General features: G+C 54.8%; 16 protein-coding genes. 8 read left to right on the top strand and 8 right to left on the bottom strand.

What is annotated here, in order from left to right; all coding sequences use genetic code 11:
* The first annotated feature begins 315 nt into the window (after positions 1–315).
* From lolC to ABLV78_RS15435, 6 genes are all read left to right on the top strand, one after another.
* Positions 316–1,515, top strand: a complete 1,200-nt coding sequence (gene lolC, locus ABLV78_RS15460) for a lipoprotein-releasing ABC transporter permease subunit LolC (RefSeq protein WP_072251518.1) — start codon at positions 316–318, stop codon at positions 1,513–1,515.
* Positions 1,508–2,209, top strand: a complete 702-nt coding sequence (lolD, locus tag ABLV78_RS15455) for a lipoprotein-releasing ABC transporter ATP-binding protein LolD (protein ID WP_015367168.1) — start codon at positions 1,508–1,510, stop codon at positions 2,207–2,209. The genes lolC and lolD overlap by 8 nt, the downstream gene beginning before the upstream one ends.
* Positions 2,209–3,453: a lipoprotein-releasing ABC transporter permease subunit LolE gene (gene lolE / locus ABLV78_RS15450; RefSeq protein WP_047046850.1), complete on the top strand. Its 1,245-nt coding sequence runs from the start codon at positions 2,209–2,211 to the stop codon at positions 3,451–3,453. The genes lolD and lolE overlap by 1 nt, the downstream gene beginning before the upstream one ends.
* Before the next feature lie 105 nt (positions 3,454–3,558).
* Entirely contained in the window at positions 3,559–4,470 is a 912-nt protein-coding gene (gene nagK / locus ABLV78_RS15445) for an N-acetylglucosamine kinase (RefSeq protein ID WP_047046847.1), read from the top strand.
* A gap of 14 nt (positions 4,471–4,484) precedes the next feature.
* Positions 4,485–5,315 carry a Sir2 family NAD+-dependent deacetylase gene (gene cobB / locus ABLV78_RS15440; protein ID WP_047046845.1) on the top strand — a complete coding sequence of 277 codons (831 nt, stop codon included), beginning with the start codon at positions 4,485–4,487 and terminating at the stop codon, positions 5,313–5,315.
* Positions 5,316–5,422: 107 nt separating this feature from the next.
* A complete protein-coding gene (locus ABLV78_RS15435; protein WP_047046842.1) occupies positions 5,423–5,746 on the top strand; it encodes a hypothetical protein in 324 nt (107 codons plus the stop codon).
* A gap of 72 nt (positions 5,747–5,818) precedes the next feature.
* Here the strand turns inward: ABLV78_RS15435 and ABLV78_RS15430 are convergent, their stop codons facing one another.
* The 5 genes from ABLV78_RS15430 to potA all read right to left on the bottom strand — a co-directional run bounded on the left by ABLV78_RS15430 (position 5,819) and on the right by potA (position 10,821).
* On the bottom strand, positions 5,819–6,694 hold the full coding sequence (locus tag ABLV78_RS15430) for a DUF6708 domain-containing protein (RefSeq protein ID WP_047046838.1): 876 nt from the start codon (positions 6,692–6,694) through the stop codon (positions 5,819–5,821).
* Between the two features lie 324 nt (positions 6,695–7,018).
* The gene (gene potD / locus ABLV78_RS15425) at positions 7,019–8,065 is read right to left on the bottom strand and encodes a spermidine/putrescine ABC transporter substrate-binding protein PotD (RefSeq protein ID WP_020079135.1); all 1,047 of its coding nucleotides are present in this window, start codon (positions 8,063–8,065) and stop codon (positions 7,019–7,021) included.
* Positions 8,062–8,847, bottom strand: a complete 786-nt coding sequence (potC, locus tag ABLV78_RS15420; protein ID WP_045393735.1) for a spermidine/putrescine ABC transporter permease PotC — start codon at positions 8,845–8,847, stop codon at positions 8,062–8,064. The genes potD and potC overlap by 4 nt, the downstream gene beginning before the upstream one ends.
* Positions 8,844–9,701, bottom strand: coding sequence for a spermidine/putrescine ABC transporter permease PotB (gene potB / locus ABLV78_RS15415; protein ID WP_041908286.1), 858 nt, complete (start codon positions 9,699–9,701; stop codon positions 8,844–8,846). Before potB ends, potC begins: the two co-directional genes overlap by 4 nt.
* A complete protein-coding gene (gene potA, locus ABLV78_RS15410; RefSeq protein WP_042892246.1) occupies positions 9,685–10,821 on the bottom strand; it encodes a spermidine/putrescine ABC transporter ATP-binding protein PotA in 1,137 nt (378 codons plus the stop codon). Before potA ends, potB begins: the two co-directional genes overlap by 17 nt.
* Positions 10,822–11,075: 254 nt before the next feature.
* Between potA and pepT the strand changes: the two genes are divergently transcribed.
* Together pepT and ABLV78_RS15400 are read left to right on the top strand one after the other, a co-directional pair.
* Complete coding sequence (pepT, locus tag ABLV78_RS15405) at positions 11,076–12,299, top strand: peptidase T (protein ID WP_045361297.1); 1,224 nt, start codon at positions 11,076–11,078, stop codon at positions 12,297–12,299.
* A gap of 88 nt (positions 12,300–12,387) precedes the next feature.
* Positions 12,388–12,879, top strand: coding sequence for an REP-associated tyrosine transposase (locus ABLV78_RS15400; protein ID WP_047046833.1), 492 nt, complete (start codon positions 12,388–12,390; stop codon positions 12,877–12,879).
* A 402-nt stretch (positions 12,880–13,281) separates the two neighbouring features.
* On the opposite strand, the gene ABLV78_RS15395 is transcribed toward ABLV78_RS15400, so the two are convergent.
* The 3 genes from ABLV78_RS15395 to phoP form a co-directional block, all read right to left on the bottom strand.
* Positions 13,282–14,403 (bottom strand): ribosomal protein uL16 3-hydroxylase, encoded by a 1,122-nt coding sequence (locus tag ABLV78_RS15395; protein ID WP_045375085.1) that lies wholly within the window; start codon positions 14,401–14,403, stop codon positions 13,282–13,284.
* 85 nt (positions 14,404–14,488) lie between these two features.
* On the bottom strand, positions 14,489–15,955 hold the full coding sequence (gene phoQ / locus ABLV78_RS15390) for a two-component system sensor histidine kinase PhoQ (protein ID WP_045393745.1): 1,467 nt from the start codon (positions 15,953–15,955) through the stop codon (positions 14,489–14,491).
* Complete coding sequence (phoP, locus tag ABLV78_RS15385; protein ID WP_047046826.1) at positions 15,952–16,626, bottom strand: two-component system response regulator PhoP; 675 nt, start codon at positions 16,624–16,626, stop codon at positions 15,952–15,954. Before phoP ends, phoQ begins: the two co-directional genes overlap by 4 nt.
* Between the last annotated feature and the right edge of the window lie 20 nt (positions 16,627–16,646).

Raw genomic sequence — 16,646 nt, 5'->3', positions numbered from 1 at the left:
GCCTATCCCATCAGGCGATTGTTTGTACTGTTTGGCCGCAGTCGGCCAACTCGCTCTACGATGTAGGGGCAAATTGCTGATATTCAATGTCTCTGATTATCCGCAATTGGTCTGATTTCGCCAACCCGATTGGCCTCCTGCGCCATGTTTTCTACAGCGCAAGGCGATTGATAAATATATACACTCTAAATTAACCCTCTGATTTAAAACTATTACTTTGTTATTTTGGCGAAAAAATCTACCGTATCAGCGATTTACGCGTTGGGCTATGCCATATATACTCGAACATCGGCTATCAGCAACCAGATGGATTACATGTACCAACCTGCCGCACTATTTATCGGCCTTCGCTACATGCGCGGGCGCGCAGCCGACCGCTTCGGCCGTTTCGTCTCCTGGCTTTCGACCATCGGCATTACGCTTGGCGTGATGGCGCTGGTGACCGTCCTGTCGGTGATGAACGGTTTTGAGCGTGAGCTGCAAAACAACATCCTGGGGCTGATGCCGCAGGCTATCATTAGCGCCCAGCAGGGCTCTATCAACCCGCAAAAAATGCCGGAAAGCGCCGTTAAGCTGCAGGGCGTGACGCGCGTCGCGCCGCTCACCACCGGTGATGTGGTGCTGCAAAGCGCCCGCAGCGTCGCCGTCGGCGTGATGCTGGGTATCGACCCGGCGCAAAAAGATCCGCTGACGCCTTACCTGGTGAACGTGAAACAAAGCGATCTGCAGGCCGGCAAATATAACGTCATTCTCGGTGAACAGCTGGCCGGCCAGTTGGGGGTTAACCGTGGCGATCAAATTCGCGTGATGGTGCCTTCCGCCAGCCAGTTTACGCCGATGGGCCGTGTCCCGAGCCAGCGTTTGTTTAACGTCATCGGCACCTTTGCCGCCAACAGCGAAGTCGATGGCTATCAAATGCTGACCAACATTGATGACGCCTCCCGCCTGATGCGCTATCCGCTGGGCAATATTACCGGCTGGCGTCTGTGGCTCAGCCAACCGCTGCAGGTTGATACGCTCAGTCAACAGAAGCTGCCCGACGGCACCAAATGGCAGGACTGGCGCGAGCGCAAAGGCGAGTTGTTCCAGGCTGTGCGAATGGAGAAAAATATGATGGGGCTGCTGCTGAGCCTGATCGTCGCCGTCGCCGCTTTCAACATCATTACCTCGCTTGGCATGATGGTGATGGAGAAGCAGGGCGAGGTGGCTATTCTGCAGACCCAGGGGCTGACGCCGCGGCAGATCATGGCCGTCTTTATGGTACAGGGCGCCAGCGCTGGTATTGTCGGCGCGCTGCTTGGCGCGCTGCTCGGCGTGCTGTTGGCCAGCCAGCTGAATAATTTGATGCCGATTATCGGCGCGTTTTTGGACGGCGCGGCCCTGCCGGTGGCGATTGAGCCGCTGCAGGTGATTATTATCGCTCTGGTGGCGATGGCGCTGGCCCTGTTGTCTACGTTGTATCCTTCCTGGCGCGCTGCCGCCACCCAACCCGCTGAGGCTTTACGTTATGAATAAGATCCTGCTGCAATGCGACAACCTGTGCAAACGCTATCAGGAAGGCAACGTGCAAACCGATGTGCTGCACGATGTCAGCTTCAGCATTCAAGAGGGTGAAATGATGGCGATTGTCGGCTCTTCAGGTTCCGGCAAAAGTACGCTACTGCACCTGCTTGGCGGGCTGGATACGCCGACCTCCGGCGATGTTATTTTCTCCGGTCAGCCGATGAGCTCGCTCTCCGCCGCGGCTCGCGCCGATCTGCGTAATCGCGAGCTCGGGTTTATCTATCAGTTCCACCACCTGCTGCCGGACTTTACCGCGCTGGAAAATGTGGCGATGCCGCTGCTGATTGGCAAGAAAAAAGCGGCGGATATCGAACGCCAGGCGAAAGCGATGCTGCAGGCGGTGGGCCTGGAACACCGTAGCCACCATCGTCCGTCTGAGCTTTCCGGCGGCGAGCGCCAGCGCGTGGCGATTGCTCGCGCGCTGGTGAACAAACCGCGGCTGGTACTGGCTGATGAACCGACCGGCAACCTCGACGCCCGCAACGCCGACAGCATTTTTGAGCTGCTGGGCGAGCTCAACGTGGCGCAGCGTACCGCTTTCCTGGTGGTGACTCATGACCTGCAGCTGGCGAAACGGATGAACCGCCAGCTGGAGATGCGCGATGGCCGCCTGACGGCCGACCTGACCCTGATGGGGGCCCAGTAATGGCTTCACCGTTATCGTTACTGATTGCGCTGCGTTTTAGCCGCGGCAGACGCCGCGGCGGTATGGTCTCGCTGATTTCCGTCATCTCTACTATCGGCATCGCATTAGGCGTGGCGGTACTGATCGTCGGCCTGAGCGCGATGAACGGTTTTGAGCGCGAGCTCAACAATCGCATTCTGGCGGTGGTGCCGCACGGCGAAATCGAGCCGGTTAACCAGCCGTGGAATAACTGGAACGAGGCGCTGTCGAAGGTTGAAAAAGTGAAAGGCATCGTCGCCGCTGCGCCCTATATCAACTTTACCGGGCTGGTGGAGAGCGGCAGCAATATGCGCGCCATTCAGGTCAAGGGCGTCGATCCGCAGCAGGAGAGCCGCCTGAGTTCGCTACCAAACTTTGTGCAGAACAACGCCTGGGCTGGTTTTAGGGCCGGCGAGCAGCAGGTGATTCTGGGCAAAGGCGTCGCCGATGCGCTGCATGTGAAGCAGGGCGATTGGGTGTCGATCATGATCCCCAATTCAGATTCCGAGCACCAGCTGTTGCAGCCGAAACGCGTCAGGCTACACGTGACCGGGATTCTGCAACTGAGCGGCCAACTGGACCATAGCTTCGCGATGATCCCGATGGCGGACGCCCAGCAGTATCTGGATATGGGCAGCAGCGTGACCGGCATCGCCATTAAAGTCACCGACGTCTTCCACGCCAATACGTTGGTACGCGACGCCGGCGAGGTGACCAACAGCTACGTCTATATCAAGAGCTGGATCGGCACCTACGGCTATATGTACCGTGATATTCAGATGATTCGCGCCATTATGTATCTCGCCATGGTACTGGTTATCGGCGTCGCCTGTTTTAACATCGTCTCGACGCTGGTGATGGCGGTAAAAGATAAAAGCGGCGATATTGCGGTGCTGCGCACGCTTGGCGCGAAAGACGGCTTAATCCGCGCGATTTTCGTATGGTATGGTTTATTGGCCGGTTCGGTCGGGAGCCTGATCGGGGTGGTTATCGGCGTGGTAGCCGCGCTGAAGCTGACATCGATTATCAACGGTATCGAAACGTTGATCGGGCATAAATTCCTTTCCGGCGACATCTATTTTATTGACTTCCTGCCGTCTGAATTGCACTGGCTGGACGTCGTTTATGTGCTGGTGACAGCACTGTTGCTGAGTTTGCTGGCCAGCTGGTATCCCGCCCGCCGCGCCAGTCGTATTGACCCGGCGAGGGTGCTGAGTGGCCAGTAATTTATCGTCGTGGCCCGTCAAACGCCGCATCCCTTAGGCCAGTGCTGTGAAAGCAGATACAGCCCAAAGGATGAGGGGTTGGGGCCAATAAGAGGAATGGCTGAAATGTACTACGGATTTGACATTGGCGGCAGCAAGATAGCGTTGGGCGTATTTGATAACGCCCGACAACTGCAGTGGGAAAAACGCGTCCCCACTCCGACGGAAAGCTATGAGGCTTTCCTGCAGGAGATTGAAGCGCTGGTTCGCGAAGCCGATCGGCGCTTTGGCGTGGAGGGCGCGGTCGGTATCGGTATCCCCGGTATGCCGGAAACCGCGGACGGCAAGCTGTATGCCGCCAACGTTCCCGCCGCCAGCGGCCAACCGCTGCGCGTTGATCTCAGCGCACGCCTGGGGCGTGAAGTTCGTCTTGATAATGACGCCAACTGCTTTGCGTTATCTGAAGCGTGGGATGATGAATTTACCCAATATCCGCTGGTGATGGGGTTAATCCTCGGCACCGGCGTCGGCGGCGGGATCGTGCTTAACGGCAAATCGATAACCGGTCACAGCTACATCACCGGCGAGTTCGGCCATATTCGTCTGCCGGTGGACGCCCTGGAAGTAGTGGGGCGCGATTTTCCGCTAACCCGCTGCGGCTGCGGCCAGCTCGGCTGCATCGAGAACTATCTTTCCGGCCGCGGATTCGCCTGGCTGTATCAGCATTTTTATCATCAATCCTTAACTTCTCCAGAGATCGTCGATCTGTGGCAGCAGGGTGATGCGCAGGCGCGGGAGCACGTCGAACGTTACCTCGATCTACTGGCCGTTTGTCTGGGCAATATCCTCACCATTGTCGATCCGGATCTGCTGGTGTTAGGTGGCGGATTATCTAATTTTACTGCTATAACCGAAGGGCTGGCGCAGCGCCTGCCGCGTCATTTGCTTCCGGTCGCCCGGGTGCCGCGCATTGAGCGCGCGCGTCACGGCGACGCCGGAGGTATGCGCGGTGCGGCCTTCCTTCATTTGACTCATTAATTACAGGGGTAGCTATGCTGTCGCGCCGCTTACATCGCTTAAGCCGTTTCCGCCGTAAAAAACGCCAGTTGCGCGATCGCTTACGGCAACGTGTCTTCTTCGGCGAAGACAAAACGCCGCCGCAGGCAATAGACAAACCGCGGGTGGTGGTGTTAACCGGCGCCGGTATTTCGGCGGAGTCGGGGATTAAAACCTTCCGCGCCGCCGATGGCCTGTGGGAAGAGCACCGGGTGGAAGATGTGGCGACGCCGGAAGGTTTTGCCCGTGACCCGGCGCTGGTGCAGGCGTTTTATAACGCCCGCCGCCGCCAGTTGCAGAGCGCGGAAATCGCGCCCAATGCCGCGCATCTGGCGCTGGCGAGGCTGGAAGAGGCGCTGGGCGATCGTTTTCTGCTGGTGACGCAGAACATCGATAATCTGCACGAGCGCGCGGGTAACCGCCGGGTTATCCATATGCACGGCGAGTTACTGAAAGTACGCTGCTCGTGGAGCGGACAGGTGCTGGAGTGGACCGGCGACGTGACGGCGGATGACAAATGCCACTGCTGCCAGTTCCCGGCGGCGCTGCGCCCGCACGTGGTATGGTTCGGCGAGATGCCGCTGGGCATGGATGAGATCTACAGCGGGCTGGCCGAGGCCGATATCTTTATCGCGATTGGGACTTCCGGGCACGTCTACCCGGCCGCGGGTTTTGTCCATGAAGCTCGTCTGCACGGCGCGCATACCGTCGAGCTTAACCTCGAACCCAGCCAGGTCGGCAGCGAATTCGCTGAGAAACATTACGGGCTGGCAAGCGAAGTGGTGCCCGAGTTCATTGATAAGCTGCTGCAGGAAAACAGATTATAGAAGGAACGTAGTGTAAAAGCGTGCAGAGGCGTTAGTTTAACCACTTCGCCTTGGTACGCTCTTTTTTTTTCGCCATATGGAATGGCTGATGATGACAGGAGTCAAAAATGAACAATCCGCTAGTTGTCGAGACGAGTATGCTGATCGCGGCCGTTGCCGTTGGTGTTATTAGCCAAAATGGCTTGTCCAAACAATCTGATGCAAGAAATATTCTCTTTCTCGTCTGTCTTTTAGTCGGCGTGGCTAGCGCCTTGAGCCTATTATTTGATGGCCTTCTTCTGCTTTTTACTGGCGATTTAGCTACAGGCGGCATGCGAATTATAGGGCCATTCGTGTTACTTATTATTCTGTGGAAACCCGTCAACGTCCTGGTGGGAAAAATCGATGATTTTTTGCAGCGCAAAGAAGCCAACAGCAAGCGCGACCATTAAAACTGGAATGGGAAACACATGAGCGGTCGGAGGCACCCGACCGTCATGAGCGCTTAAGGACACGACTTGCGTTTAACTTTCTGAGGTTGATTCAGCTTGTGCGGAATGAGACCAGACCGTATCCGGAAGTCTTCGCATAATCCAGTACAGCGCCAGAGCGTCTGCTAAAATGAGCGGAACGATGAAAAATGATATCACCCAGAATAATGGGTTGCAGATGGGAAAAATGGTGGTCCAGCGATCGCTCTCATCGGCGCGTGACAACATTCTATTGCTCAGCGTAGTTACGCAATATTTAAAGGAGTAGCGGTGTGTTGGCAAGATATAAACGGGAGAATTAATACCGCGCATATAGTCGTTACACCATTGCCAGGATATGGCATAGTTTAGAATCGTATCTTCAAGGTTAATGGAATAGCGAGAGGCGTTATAAAACAAAGGTATATTATCATCGCTGATGACAACTTTGACCCTTGGGCTAGCTGGTGGGCTGATATGCCAGGTATACCAGGTTCGTGAACTTGCAGAACCGGAACCGTTTCTAAAACTGGGGTGAATAACCTCATGCCAGTTGAAAACTAACGTTTCGACGGGCCATTGAGAAAAAATATTATAGTTGATGCAATGCTTCTGGACATAAATTTTCTGCTCCTGGCGATTTAGTCGAACCATCAACGATTTTGGCTTGATGATGAATAGTCTTACTGCATGTATGCCGCTATATAATAATAAGAGAAGTATAGGCACAAGAAATATAAGCTCCTGGAGATAACCGATCAACGGAGTGAGAATAAACAGGGCTGTCAGAGAAACCAGTACCATAGTAAAAGGCAGCGTGATGCCTAACCATTCACTTCGTGGTATATTCCTGCTGATATCACAGTAAATATCATTAACTTCAGTAACACCGAAGAGTGGTGGGGCTTTAGTTTTTGCGCGGGCCATCATTCCATTTCCTTATGGGGAACCTACGGTGAATCTTTTAAATATTGCTAACGGGTTGTATTGGGGATGTTAAGTAATTCAGGGTATCTCTTTCGTGATTAGCCTCTTTTATTTACCCCAGACGAGACCGGCAGCAAAGCGGCAGTATCGATGCAAAACATCGACGACGGCGAGACAGCTGCAAAACATATAATTATTGAATAAATTCGGATAAAGTGAATAACCCGCAGCGCTTAATTAACGCATGCATTTAAGCAGATATTGACAGTGAATATATTATTTTTTATATGCTGGATAGCATCGACGCTATCCAGCATATTATTACAATTAACGACCGGCTTTCAACTTCTGGTAATACTCTTCATAAATAGCGCTGGCGCTGCCGACATCATTTTGCCATTCGCCTTTTTCGATAGTGGCGGCATCCGGATACAGCGATTTATCGTTGGCGACTTCCGGGCTGAGCATTTTGCGCGCGGCCAGGTTCGGCGTCGGATAACCGATAGTTTCAGCTACCTGTTTCGCGACATCAGGGCGCAGCAGGAAGTTAATTAGCTTCAGCGCACCGTCAACGTTTTTGGCATTCGCCGGAATCGACAGGCTATCCATCCAGAAGATGCCGCCTTCTTTTGGCCAAATCACTTCCAACGGGGTACCTGCCTGACGCGCGACATAAGCGGAACCGTTCCATACCATGCCGAGGTTCACTTCGCCTTCCATATACGGGTTTGCCGGGTTATCGGAGTTGAACGCCGCGACGTTTGGCATCAGTTTTTTCAGCTCGTTATAAGCCGCTTCAATCTCTTTTGGATCGGTGGTGTTACCGGAATAGCCCAGTTTACGCAGCGCCATCTGGAACACCTCGCGCGCGTCGTCGGTCAGCAGCAGGCTGCTTTTATATTCCGGTTTCCACAGGTCGGCCCAACTGGTCACGGTTTTCGGGTCGATAGCATCGCTATTGACGCCGATTGCCGTCGCGCCCCAGATGTAGGGAATCGAGTAGTCGTTATTCGGGTCGAAAGGTTTATTCAGCATCTGCGGATCGAGGTTGCTGAAGTTACTCAGCTTGCTCTTATCAATCTTTTGCAGCATGCCTTCTTTACGCATTTTGTCGACGAAATAGGTCGATGGCACCACCAGATCGTAAGCGCCGTCTTTATAGGTTTTGAGCTTGGCGTACATGGTTTCATTCGACTCGTAGGTCGAATAGATCACCTTGATGCCGGTCTCTTTGGTGAACTGTTCCAGCAGGCCTGGCGGCACGTATTCGGTCCAGTTATAGAAGTAGAGCGTTTTGCTATCGTCTGCCTGCGCGGCGCCCATGCCTAAAGCCAGAGCGCCCGCAGCGAGCAGGTGGCGTGACCATTTTTTCATTTTGACGTCCCCTGAGTTTTATCACGTGCAATTAACTGACTGGCGATGACCATCACCAGCGAAAGAACCAACAGAATTGTCGCCAGCGCGTTCACTTCTGGCGAAACGCCGACCTTTACCATCGAATAGATCTTCAGCGGCAGAATTTCATATCCTGGACCCGTAACGAACGAAGAGACCACCACGTCATCCATCGACAGGGTAAAGCTCAACAGCCACCCGGCGGCCACTGCCGGCAACGCCAGCGGCAGAATGATTTTGCGCAGGATGGTCATCTCGCTGGCGCCGAGGTCTTTCGCCGCTTCCAGCATGCGTACATCAAAGCCTTTCAGGCGTGAGAACACGGTTACCACCACGAAGGGCAGGCAGAAGGTGATATGCGAAAACAGCAGCGACCAGAAGCCCAGCTGAATACCGATCAGCATAAACAGCACCAGCAGGGAGATAGCCATCACGATATCCGGCGACATCATCACGACGAATAGCATTCCGCTGACGAACGGCTTACCGCGAAAACGGTAGCGATACAGCGCCACGGCGGTGAGCGAGCCGATAAGCGTGGCGAAGGTCGCCGACAGGACCGCCATGGTCAGCGAGTGCTGGGCGGCCTGCAGCAGGCTATCGTTATTCATCAGTAGGCTATACCAGTCGGTGGTGAAGCCTTGCCAGTTGATGCCAAAGCGCGAGCGGTTAAACGAGTTAACGATCAGAATAATAATAGGGATGTAGAGATACGCGTAAATGGCGGTCATAAAGCCGCCGCGCAGCAGTCGACCGATCATTCCAGTTCCACCTTTTTATTCAGCAGGCGCGCCGCGCGCCAGTAAATCAACAACATCAGCCCCATCACCAGCGTTAAGGTGATACTGGTCGCCGCGCCGAACGGCCAGTCGCGGATATTCAGGAACTGACTCTTGATAACGTTGCCGATCAGCAGGTTTTTGGCGCCGCCCATCAGGTCTGAAACATAAAAGAGCCCCATTGCCGGCAGCATCACCAGCAGACAGCCGGCGATAATTCCCGGCATGGTGAGCGGTATAATGATGCGGATAAAGGTCTGCAGCTTGCTGGCGCCGAGGTCTTTTGCCGCCTCCAGCAGCGGACGATCCAGTTTTTCAATGCTGGAGTAGAGTGGCATCACCATAAACGGCAGCAAAATGTAGACCAGGCCGATGATCACTGCTGACGGCGTGTACATAATGCGTACCGGCGTATCGATAACCCCTGACCACAGCAGGAACTCGTTCAGATAGCCTTTGGTACTGAGGAAAATCTTCAGCCCATAGATACGAATAAGCGAGTTAGTCCAGAACGGAACGATCAGCAGGAATAGCAGCAGCGGGCGTACTTTTTGCGGCAAGCGCGCCAGAAACCACGCGAACGGATAGCCCAACGCCAGGCAGGCGAGGGTCGCCAGCAGCGCCATATTCAACGAATGCAGCAGCACATCGTAATAGAGCGGATCCAGCAGCCGCGAGTAGTTATCGAGCGTGAAGACCATTTTGACGAAGTTCGCATCGTCGCGGGTCAGGAAGCTGGTGGCGATGATCATCAGGTTGGGCAGAAAGACGAACAGTACAAGCCAGCCCACGATGGTGGCGATCACCACATTCTGGAATTTACTGGTGTTCTTCATCGGCCAGCACAACCTCCCAGCTTTCTACCCAATTAATGGCCATTTTCTGGTCGAGCGAGTGGTCAAAGTCCGGATCGTCTTCATTGAAGAATTCGCTGACCATGACCATCTTGCCGTTTTCCAGCTCAACAACCGACTCAAGGGTCATTCCCTTGTAGTTGCGCTCGCGCACGTAGCCGATAAGGCCGTCCGCTTCGCTACCGTGATGAATTTCATCAACGCGTAGATCTTCCGGACGGAGCAGTACGTTCAGCTGTTGCCCTTTCTCAACGGCGAAGTTGACGTAGATATTGCACTCGCGGCCTTCGACGCAGGCGCGTACGCGCTGTTCATCCAGGCGTTCAATAACGGTTGCGTTGAAGATGTTGATTTCGCCAATAAAACTGGCGACGAACAGATTCTTCGGCTCTTCGTAGATTTCACGCGGGGTACCGTCCTGCTCGATTTTGCCATCGCGCATTACCACAATGCGGTCGGACATGGTCAGGGCTTCTTCCTGGTCATGGGTGACGAAAACAAAAGTGATGCCGAGCTTGCGCTGTAGCGCTTTGAGTTCGTTCTGCATCTGCTTACGCAGCTTGTAGTCGAGCGCCGAGAGCGACTCATCAAGCAGCAGCAGACGCGGTTTGTTGACCACCGCCCGGGCGATGGCGACGCGCTGCTGCTGGCCGCCGGAGAGCTGGTGGGGTTTGCGCTGGGCAAATGCCTCCAGCTGTACCATTTTCAATGCGTCCACCACCCGCGGGGTGATTTCTGCCGCCGGGGTTTTTTGCATCCGCAGGCCGAAGGCGACGTTTTCAAACACCGTCATGTGCGGGAATAGCGCGTAGCTTTGGAATACGGTATTGACGTGGCGGTTTTCCGCCGGGACATGGGTGATATCCTGGTCTTCCAGGTGGATACGTCCGACATCGACGCTTTCCAGACCAGCGATTAGACGAAGAACGGTTGTTTTACCGCAGCCAGAGGGGCCAAGCAGGGTGAGAAATTCACCATTATTGATGGTTAAGTTGAGATCGGAGATAACGGTCTTACCATCAAAGCTTTTGCGAATTCCCGCGAGTTGTACCAGCGGAGAAAGCGAACGCGGTTGTATATTCAATTTTTGACTCTGTCCCATGTAGACGCAACGGAAAAGGGATCGCTGCGGGGTTTGTGATTAACCACCTTTGGGGTTGCACATAATTAATAAGGGCCAGCATTTTACGGCAAACGATTGTAATCGCCAATCATTGTTGTTCTGCGGTGTATCACCTTTACACAGAATGCACGCAAATGTATTAAATTTTGGTTTACGGGCTAAAAATGACCTGACGCAATATTTGTCTTTTCGCCCTTATTGATAATGTTGTCACAAAAAAAGAGGGTGGCCACATGGATAAATTGCTTGAGCGTTTTCTGCAGTATGTTTCTTTAGATACGCAATCGAAGCCTGGCGTACGTCAGGTTCCCAGTACCGAAGGGCAGTGGAAGCTGCTGCGTTTGCTGCAGAGCCAGCTGGAAGAAATGGGGCTGGTCAACGTGACGCTAAGTGAGAAGGGTACGGTGATGGGGACGCTGCCGGCCAATGTCGCAGGGGAAATCCCGGCCATCGGTTTTATTTCCCACGTCGATACCTCGCCGGATTTCAGCGGTAAGAACGTGAATCCGCAAATTGTTGAAAACTACCGCGGCGGCGATATCGCCCTCGGCATCGGCGATGAAGTGTTGTCGCCGGTGATGTTCCCGGTTCTGCATCAGCTGTTAGGCCAGACGCTTATTACCACCGACGGTAAAACGCTGCTCGGCGCCGACGACAAAGCGGGCATCGCTGAGATCATGACGGCGTTGGCGACGCTGCAGGCGAAAAAAATCCCTCACGGTGATATTCGTGTTGCTTTTACGCCGGATGAAGAGGTCGGGAAGGGCGCGAAGCACTTTGACGTTGCCGCGTTTGATGCCCGCTGGGCGTACACCGTTGATGGCGGCGGGGTCGGTGAGCTGGAATTTGAAAACTTCAATGCCGCGTCGGTCACTATCAAAATCGTTGGCAATAATGTGCATCCAGGTACCGCGAAAGGGGTGATGGTCAATGCCTTATCGCTGGCTGCGCGAATTCATGCCGAAGTGCCCGCCAATGAAGCGCCGGAAACCACCGACGGTTATGAAGGCTTTTATCACCTGACCAGCATCAAAGGCAGCGTTGACCGGGCGGAGATGCACTATATTTTGCGTGATTTCGATCGCAAGCAGTTTGAAGCGCGTAAACGCAAAATGATGGAGATCGCCAAAAAGGTCGGTAAAGGGCTGCACCCTGACTGCTACATTGAACTGGTGATCGAAGATAGTTATTACAACATGCATGAGAAGGTGATTGCCCATCCGCACGTAGTTGACATCGCGCGTCAGGCGATGGTGGACTGCGATATCGAGCCGCAGATAAAGCCAATACGCGGCGGTACCGACGGCGCCCAGCTCTCGTTTATGGGATTACCGTGCCCGAATCTGTTTACCGGCGGCTACAACTATCACGGTAAGCACGAGTTTGTCACGCTGGAAGGTATGGAGAAAGCCGTGCAGGTGATTGTGCGGATTGCGGAGCTGACGGCGAAACGCTAAACCAGAGCCCGGTCCTGTAGGCCCGGTAAGGCGTGAGTCGCCACCGGGCAAAAAGAGTCCATATAAGCTGAAGAGGAGGGAACCTCTGATGTCAAATTATCGCCGTAGTTATCTCCCCGGCGGCTGCTGGTTTTTCACCGTAAACCTGCAAAATCGCCACAGCGATCTGCTGACACGACATATTGATCATCTTCGTGCCGCGATAGCCTGTGCTAAACGTAAAAGACCTTTCCAGATTAACAGTTGGGTTGTGTTACCTGAACATATGCACTGTATTTGGACGTTGCCGGAAGGCGATTCCGATTATTCTGGTCGTTGGCGGGAAATTAAAAAGTCTTTTACGCGTGCGTTAGCGCAAAGCCAGATCTGGCAGCCGCGTTTTTGGGAACATGCTATCCGTAATGATGAAGATTATCGGCGTCATATGGATTACGTTTATATCAATCCAGTGAAACACCGGCTTGTCGGACGTGTGAGTGATTGGCCATATTCAACGTTCCATCGTGATGTGAGGCAGGGGTTATATCCTGAGGATTGGGCAGGGCACATCGCCGAAATGGATGCCGGAGAGCGGCGGTAATATGCCGGATGGCGGCTACGCCTTATCCGGCCTACGGTGCCGATGCCATTTGTAGGCCCGGCAAGCGTAGCGCCACCGGGCAGGGTGTGGTTGATGCCGTTGTAGGCCCGGTAAGCGCAGCGCCACCGGGCAGGTTTTAGGTTGATGCCATTTGTCGGCCCGGTAAGCGCAGCGCCACCGGGCAGGTTTTAGGTTGATGCCATTTGTAGGCCCGGTAAGCGCAGCGCCACCGGGCAGGATGTAGGTTGATGCCGTTTGTAGGCCCGGTAAGCGCAGCGCCACCGGGCAGGATGTGGGTTGATGTGGTTTGTAGGCCCGGTAAGCGCAGCGCCACCGGGCAGGATGTGGGTTGATGCCATTTGTAGGCCCGGTAAGCGTAGCGCCACCGGGCAGGCTGTCGACTCAGTCCTCGAAGAACCAATAGCCGCTGTTGACCAGCGCCGCCAGCATGGCGAGGAAAGATGGGTCTTCCAACGCATCGCCGAAATGTTCGGCGCGCAGCGATAGATGCGTTGCCAGCGCGTCAAGCGCCGGGCGGTGCGGAGAATTGATTTTCTCGCCGTTGACGAACACTTCGCCATCGATTCGCAGCACGCGCAGGCCGCCGAGGCGGGCGAGCTTATCGCCCTGCTGCAGCGCATCGTAAATTTCATCTGGCTGATATGGCGGCTCCGGCGGCGCCACGTCAAGCTCGTGGCGGGATTGGGTAATGAACTCGCCAAACCACTGCTTAAAGTGCTCAGGCTGGTTAATCAGCCCCAGCATCATCTCGCGCAGACGATCCAGCTCAACCGGCAGAATATCGGCCGGATGGTCGCGGGATGGCACGTCCGGGTCGGCATAGCGCTGACTACCCAGTTCTCGTTGCAAAATATAGTCAGCAAAGCCGCTGAACAGCTCGCGAGCGTTCGGCGCACGATAGCCGACCGAATAGTTAAGCGAATTTTCCAGCGAATAGCCTTCATGCGGGAATCCTGGCGGAATGTAGAGAATATCGCCAGGTTCCATCTCTTCATCGATGATGGCTTCAAACGGATCAACCTGCAGCAGATCCGGATGCGGGCAGTGCTGTTTCATCGGCACCTTTTCGCCCACGCGCCAGCGCCGGCGGCCGGTACCCTGAATGATAAACACATCGTATTGATCAAGGTGCGGGCCCACGCCCCCGCCGGGGACGGAGAAGGAGATCATCAGGTCATCGATACGCCAGTCCGGTAGGGCGCGAAAGGGATGCATCAACGCCGCCGTCGGCTCGTGCCAATTGTTCACCGCTTGCACCAGCAGCGACCAGTTGTTTTCGCTAAGATGATCGTAGCTTTCAAATGGACCATGGCTGACCTGCCATTTTCCGTCCTGATGACTCACCAGACGGCTGTCGACCTCGCTCTCCATGGCCAGGCCGGCCAGTTCATCCGGGCTGATTGGGTCGATGAAATTGGCGAAGCCGCGCTTTAACACTACCGGGCGTTTTTGCCAGTAGCGTTCGATAAAGTCGGGCCAGTTAAGCGTTAATTGATAGTCCATATTTATATTCCACAGCAGGTGTCTGTCTGGGATTATAACGGATGCGACGCCGCGGCGATGCAGGCGCCGTTAAAAAACTGCTGCGTTAGCTCTCTTTATCATCAGGAAGTTGTCGGCCAAAGATAACTTCCATGCAGGCGCCGCCGAGCAGGCTGTCGCCGGTCAGGATATCGCCATCGTACTGTTCGACGATATCGCGGGCGACAGACAAGCCTACCCCCTGACCCGGACGCAACGTATCGGCGCGCTGGCCGCGATCGAACACCGCCGTGCGCTGGTTACGGGGAATTCCGGGGCCGTCATCCTCCACCAGAATATGCAGCTGGTTGTCGTTGGTCTGGCGTACCGAGACTTCGACAAATTCCAGACAGTACTTGCAGGCGTTATCAAGCACGTTGCCCATCACTTCCATAAAGTCGTTCTGCTCGCCGACAAAGCTTATCTCCGGCGAAATATCCAGCGTGATGTTAACCCCTTTACGCTGGTAGACCTTATTCAAAGCCGAGGTCAGGCTATCCAGCAGCGGGGCGATCGGGTGCAGTTCGCGGCTGAGAAGCGCATTGCCGCTGCGCATGCTGGCGCGGTGCAGATAATAGCCGATTTGCTGTGAGATGCGGCTAATCTGCTCCAGCATCACCGGCTCTGCTTCGCTGACGCTAATTTTCTCGCCGCGCAGCGAGCGTAGGGTGCTTTGCAGCACCGCCAGCGGCGTTTTCAGGCTGTGGGTTAAGTCAGTGAGGGTGGTTCGGTATTTGTCGTAGCGGTCGCGTTCGCTTTTCAGCAGGCGATTAAGGTTGCTGACCAGACCGGTAAGTTCACGAGTGGTGTGAGAATCGAGCCTCTCACGATGATGTTCTTCCAGTTCGCGGACCTCTTTCGCCAGTGATTCGATAGGGCGTAAACTCCACCAGGCGGCAAGCCACAGCAGCGGGATGACCAGCAGCAGGTTAGCCGCCAGCACGTAGATAAACCAGCTCCACACCATATAAGAGCGTTTAAGCTCCACAGGAATGGTGTCGACCACCACAATGCTTAATTGCGGCATCTTCGCGGTGGCCGGATAGAGATTAATCGCCACCGAGTGCGTCATCTCCGAGGAGTCATCTTCCTCGCGGATGGCGTCAAGCTGCTCGCGAATTTCATCATTATTGCGCAGCAGCATACTACTGCTGCCAACATCGGCTTCGATTTCATGAAAACCGTTGCTTTTCAGCCATTCAGGTTGGATCCGCTTCACCAGCCAGGGGACGTCATGCTGTGCCCACAGCAGTTTACCTTTGGCGTCGTAAATCAGCGTCACCGTCGGGCTCTGCATATTCAGGTGTTCTGGAATATCGACATCGATGTGGTTATTTTCCCACTTCGCCAGCATGTAGAACAGGTTGCTCTCGCCGCGCAGCAGGCGGAAAGTGGTTTTATCGAAACTGACGCTGTAGCCTACCAGCGCAACCATGCCGTAGGCCAGCGACAGGATCAGCACCACGGCGGCTGTCGCCAGCAGGAAGCGGACGCGCAGTGAAAGCGGGAGAATATGTCGCAACACGCCTTTCATCCGCGCAGTTCGAATAAGTAGCCCTGACCGCGCACGGTGGTGATCACCTCTTGCGGATATTGCGTCTGGATTTTCTTACGCAGCCGCCCCATCAGCACATCAATAGTGTGGCTTTCGCGGAGTTCGGCATCCGGATAGAGCTGCAGCATCAGCGAATCTTTGCTCACCACTTTGCCGCGGTTGCGGATCAGCGTTTCCATAATGGTGTACTCAAAGGCGGTGAGCTTAATCGGCTGGTCATTGACCGATAATTCGCGGCGCGATAAGTCAACCTGGAAAGGCGGAATCGAAATTACCTGTGACGCCAGGCCGCTATTGCGACGCAGCAACGCCTGCATGCGGGCGGCGACCTCTTCGATGTGGAAGGGTTTGGTGACGTAGTCATCGGCGCCGGCGCTCAGCACCTCGACTTTATCCTGCCAGCCTTCACGGGCGGTCAGTACCAGTACCGGTACCGATACGTCGTGACTACGCCAGCGGCGGATCAGCGACAGGCCGTCTTCATCCGGCAGGCCAAGGTCAACGATGGCGACATCCGGGATATGCTCGCCCAGGTAGTAATCTGCTTCCTTTGCATCTTCCGCGGCATCCACCTGATGCCCCAGTTCCTGTAGCTGGACCTTGAGGTGATGGCGCAGCAGAGCATTATCCTCAACGACGAGTACGCGCATGCCCATTCTCCATTTCATTT

It is taken from the genome of Klebsiella sp. CN_Kp075 (assembly GCF_040065055.2).
Lineage (GTDB): Bacteria > Pseudomonadota > Gammaproteobacteria > Enterobacterales > Enterobacteriaceae > Klebsiella > Klebsiella aerogenes.
The sequence above is the reverse complement of the archived record's forward strand: the minus strand, read 5'-3'. Positions and strand labels throughout refer to the sequence as shown.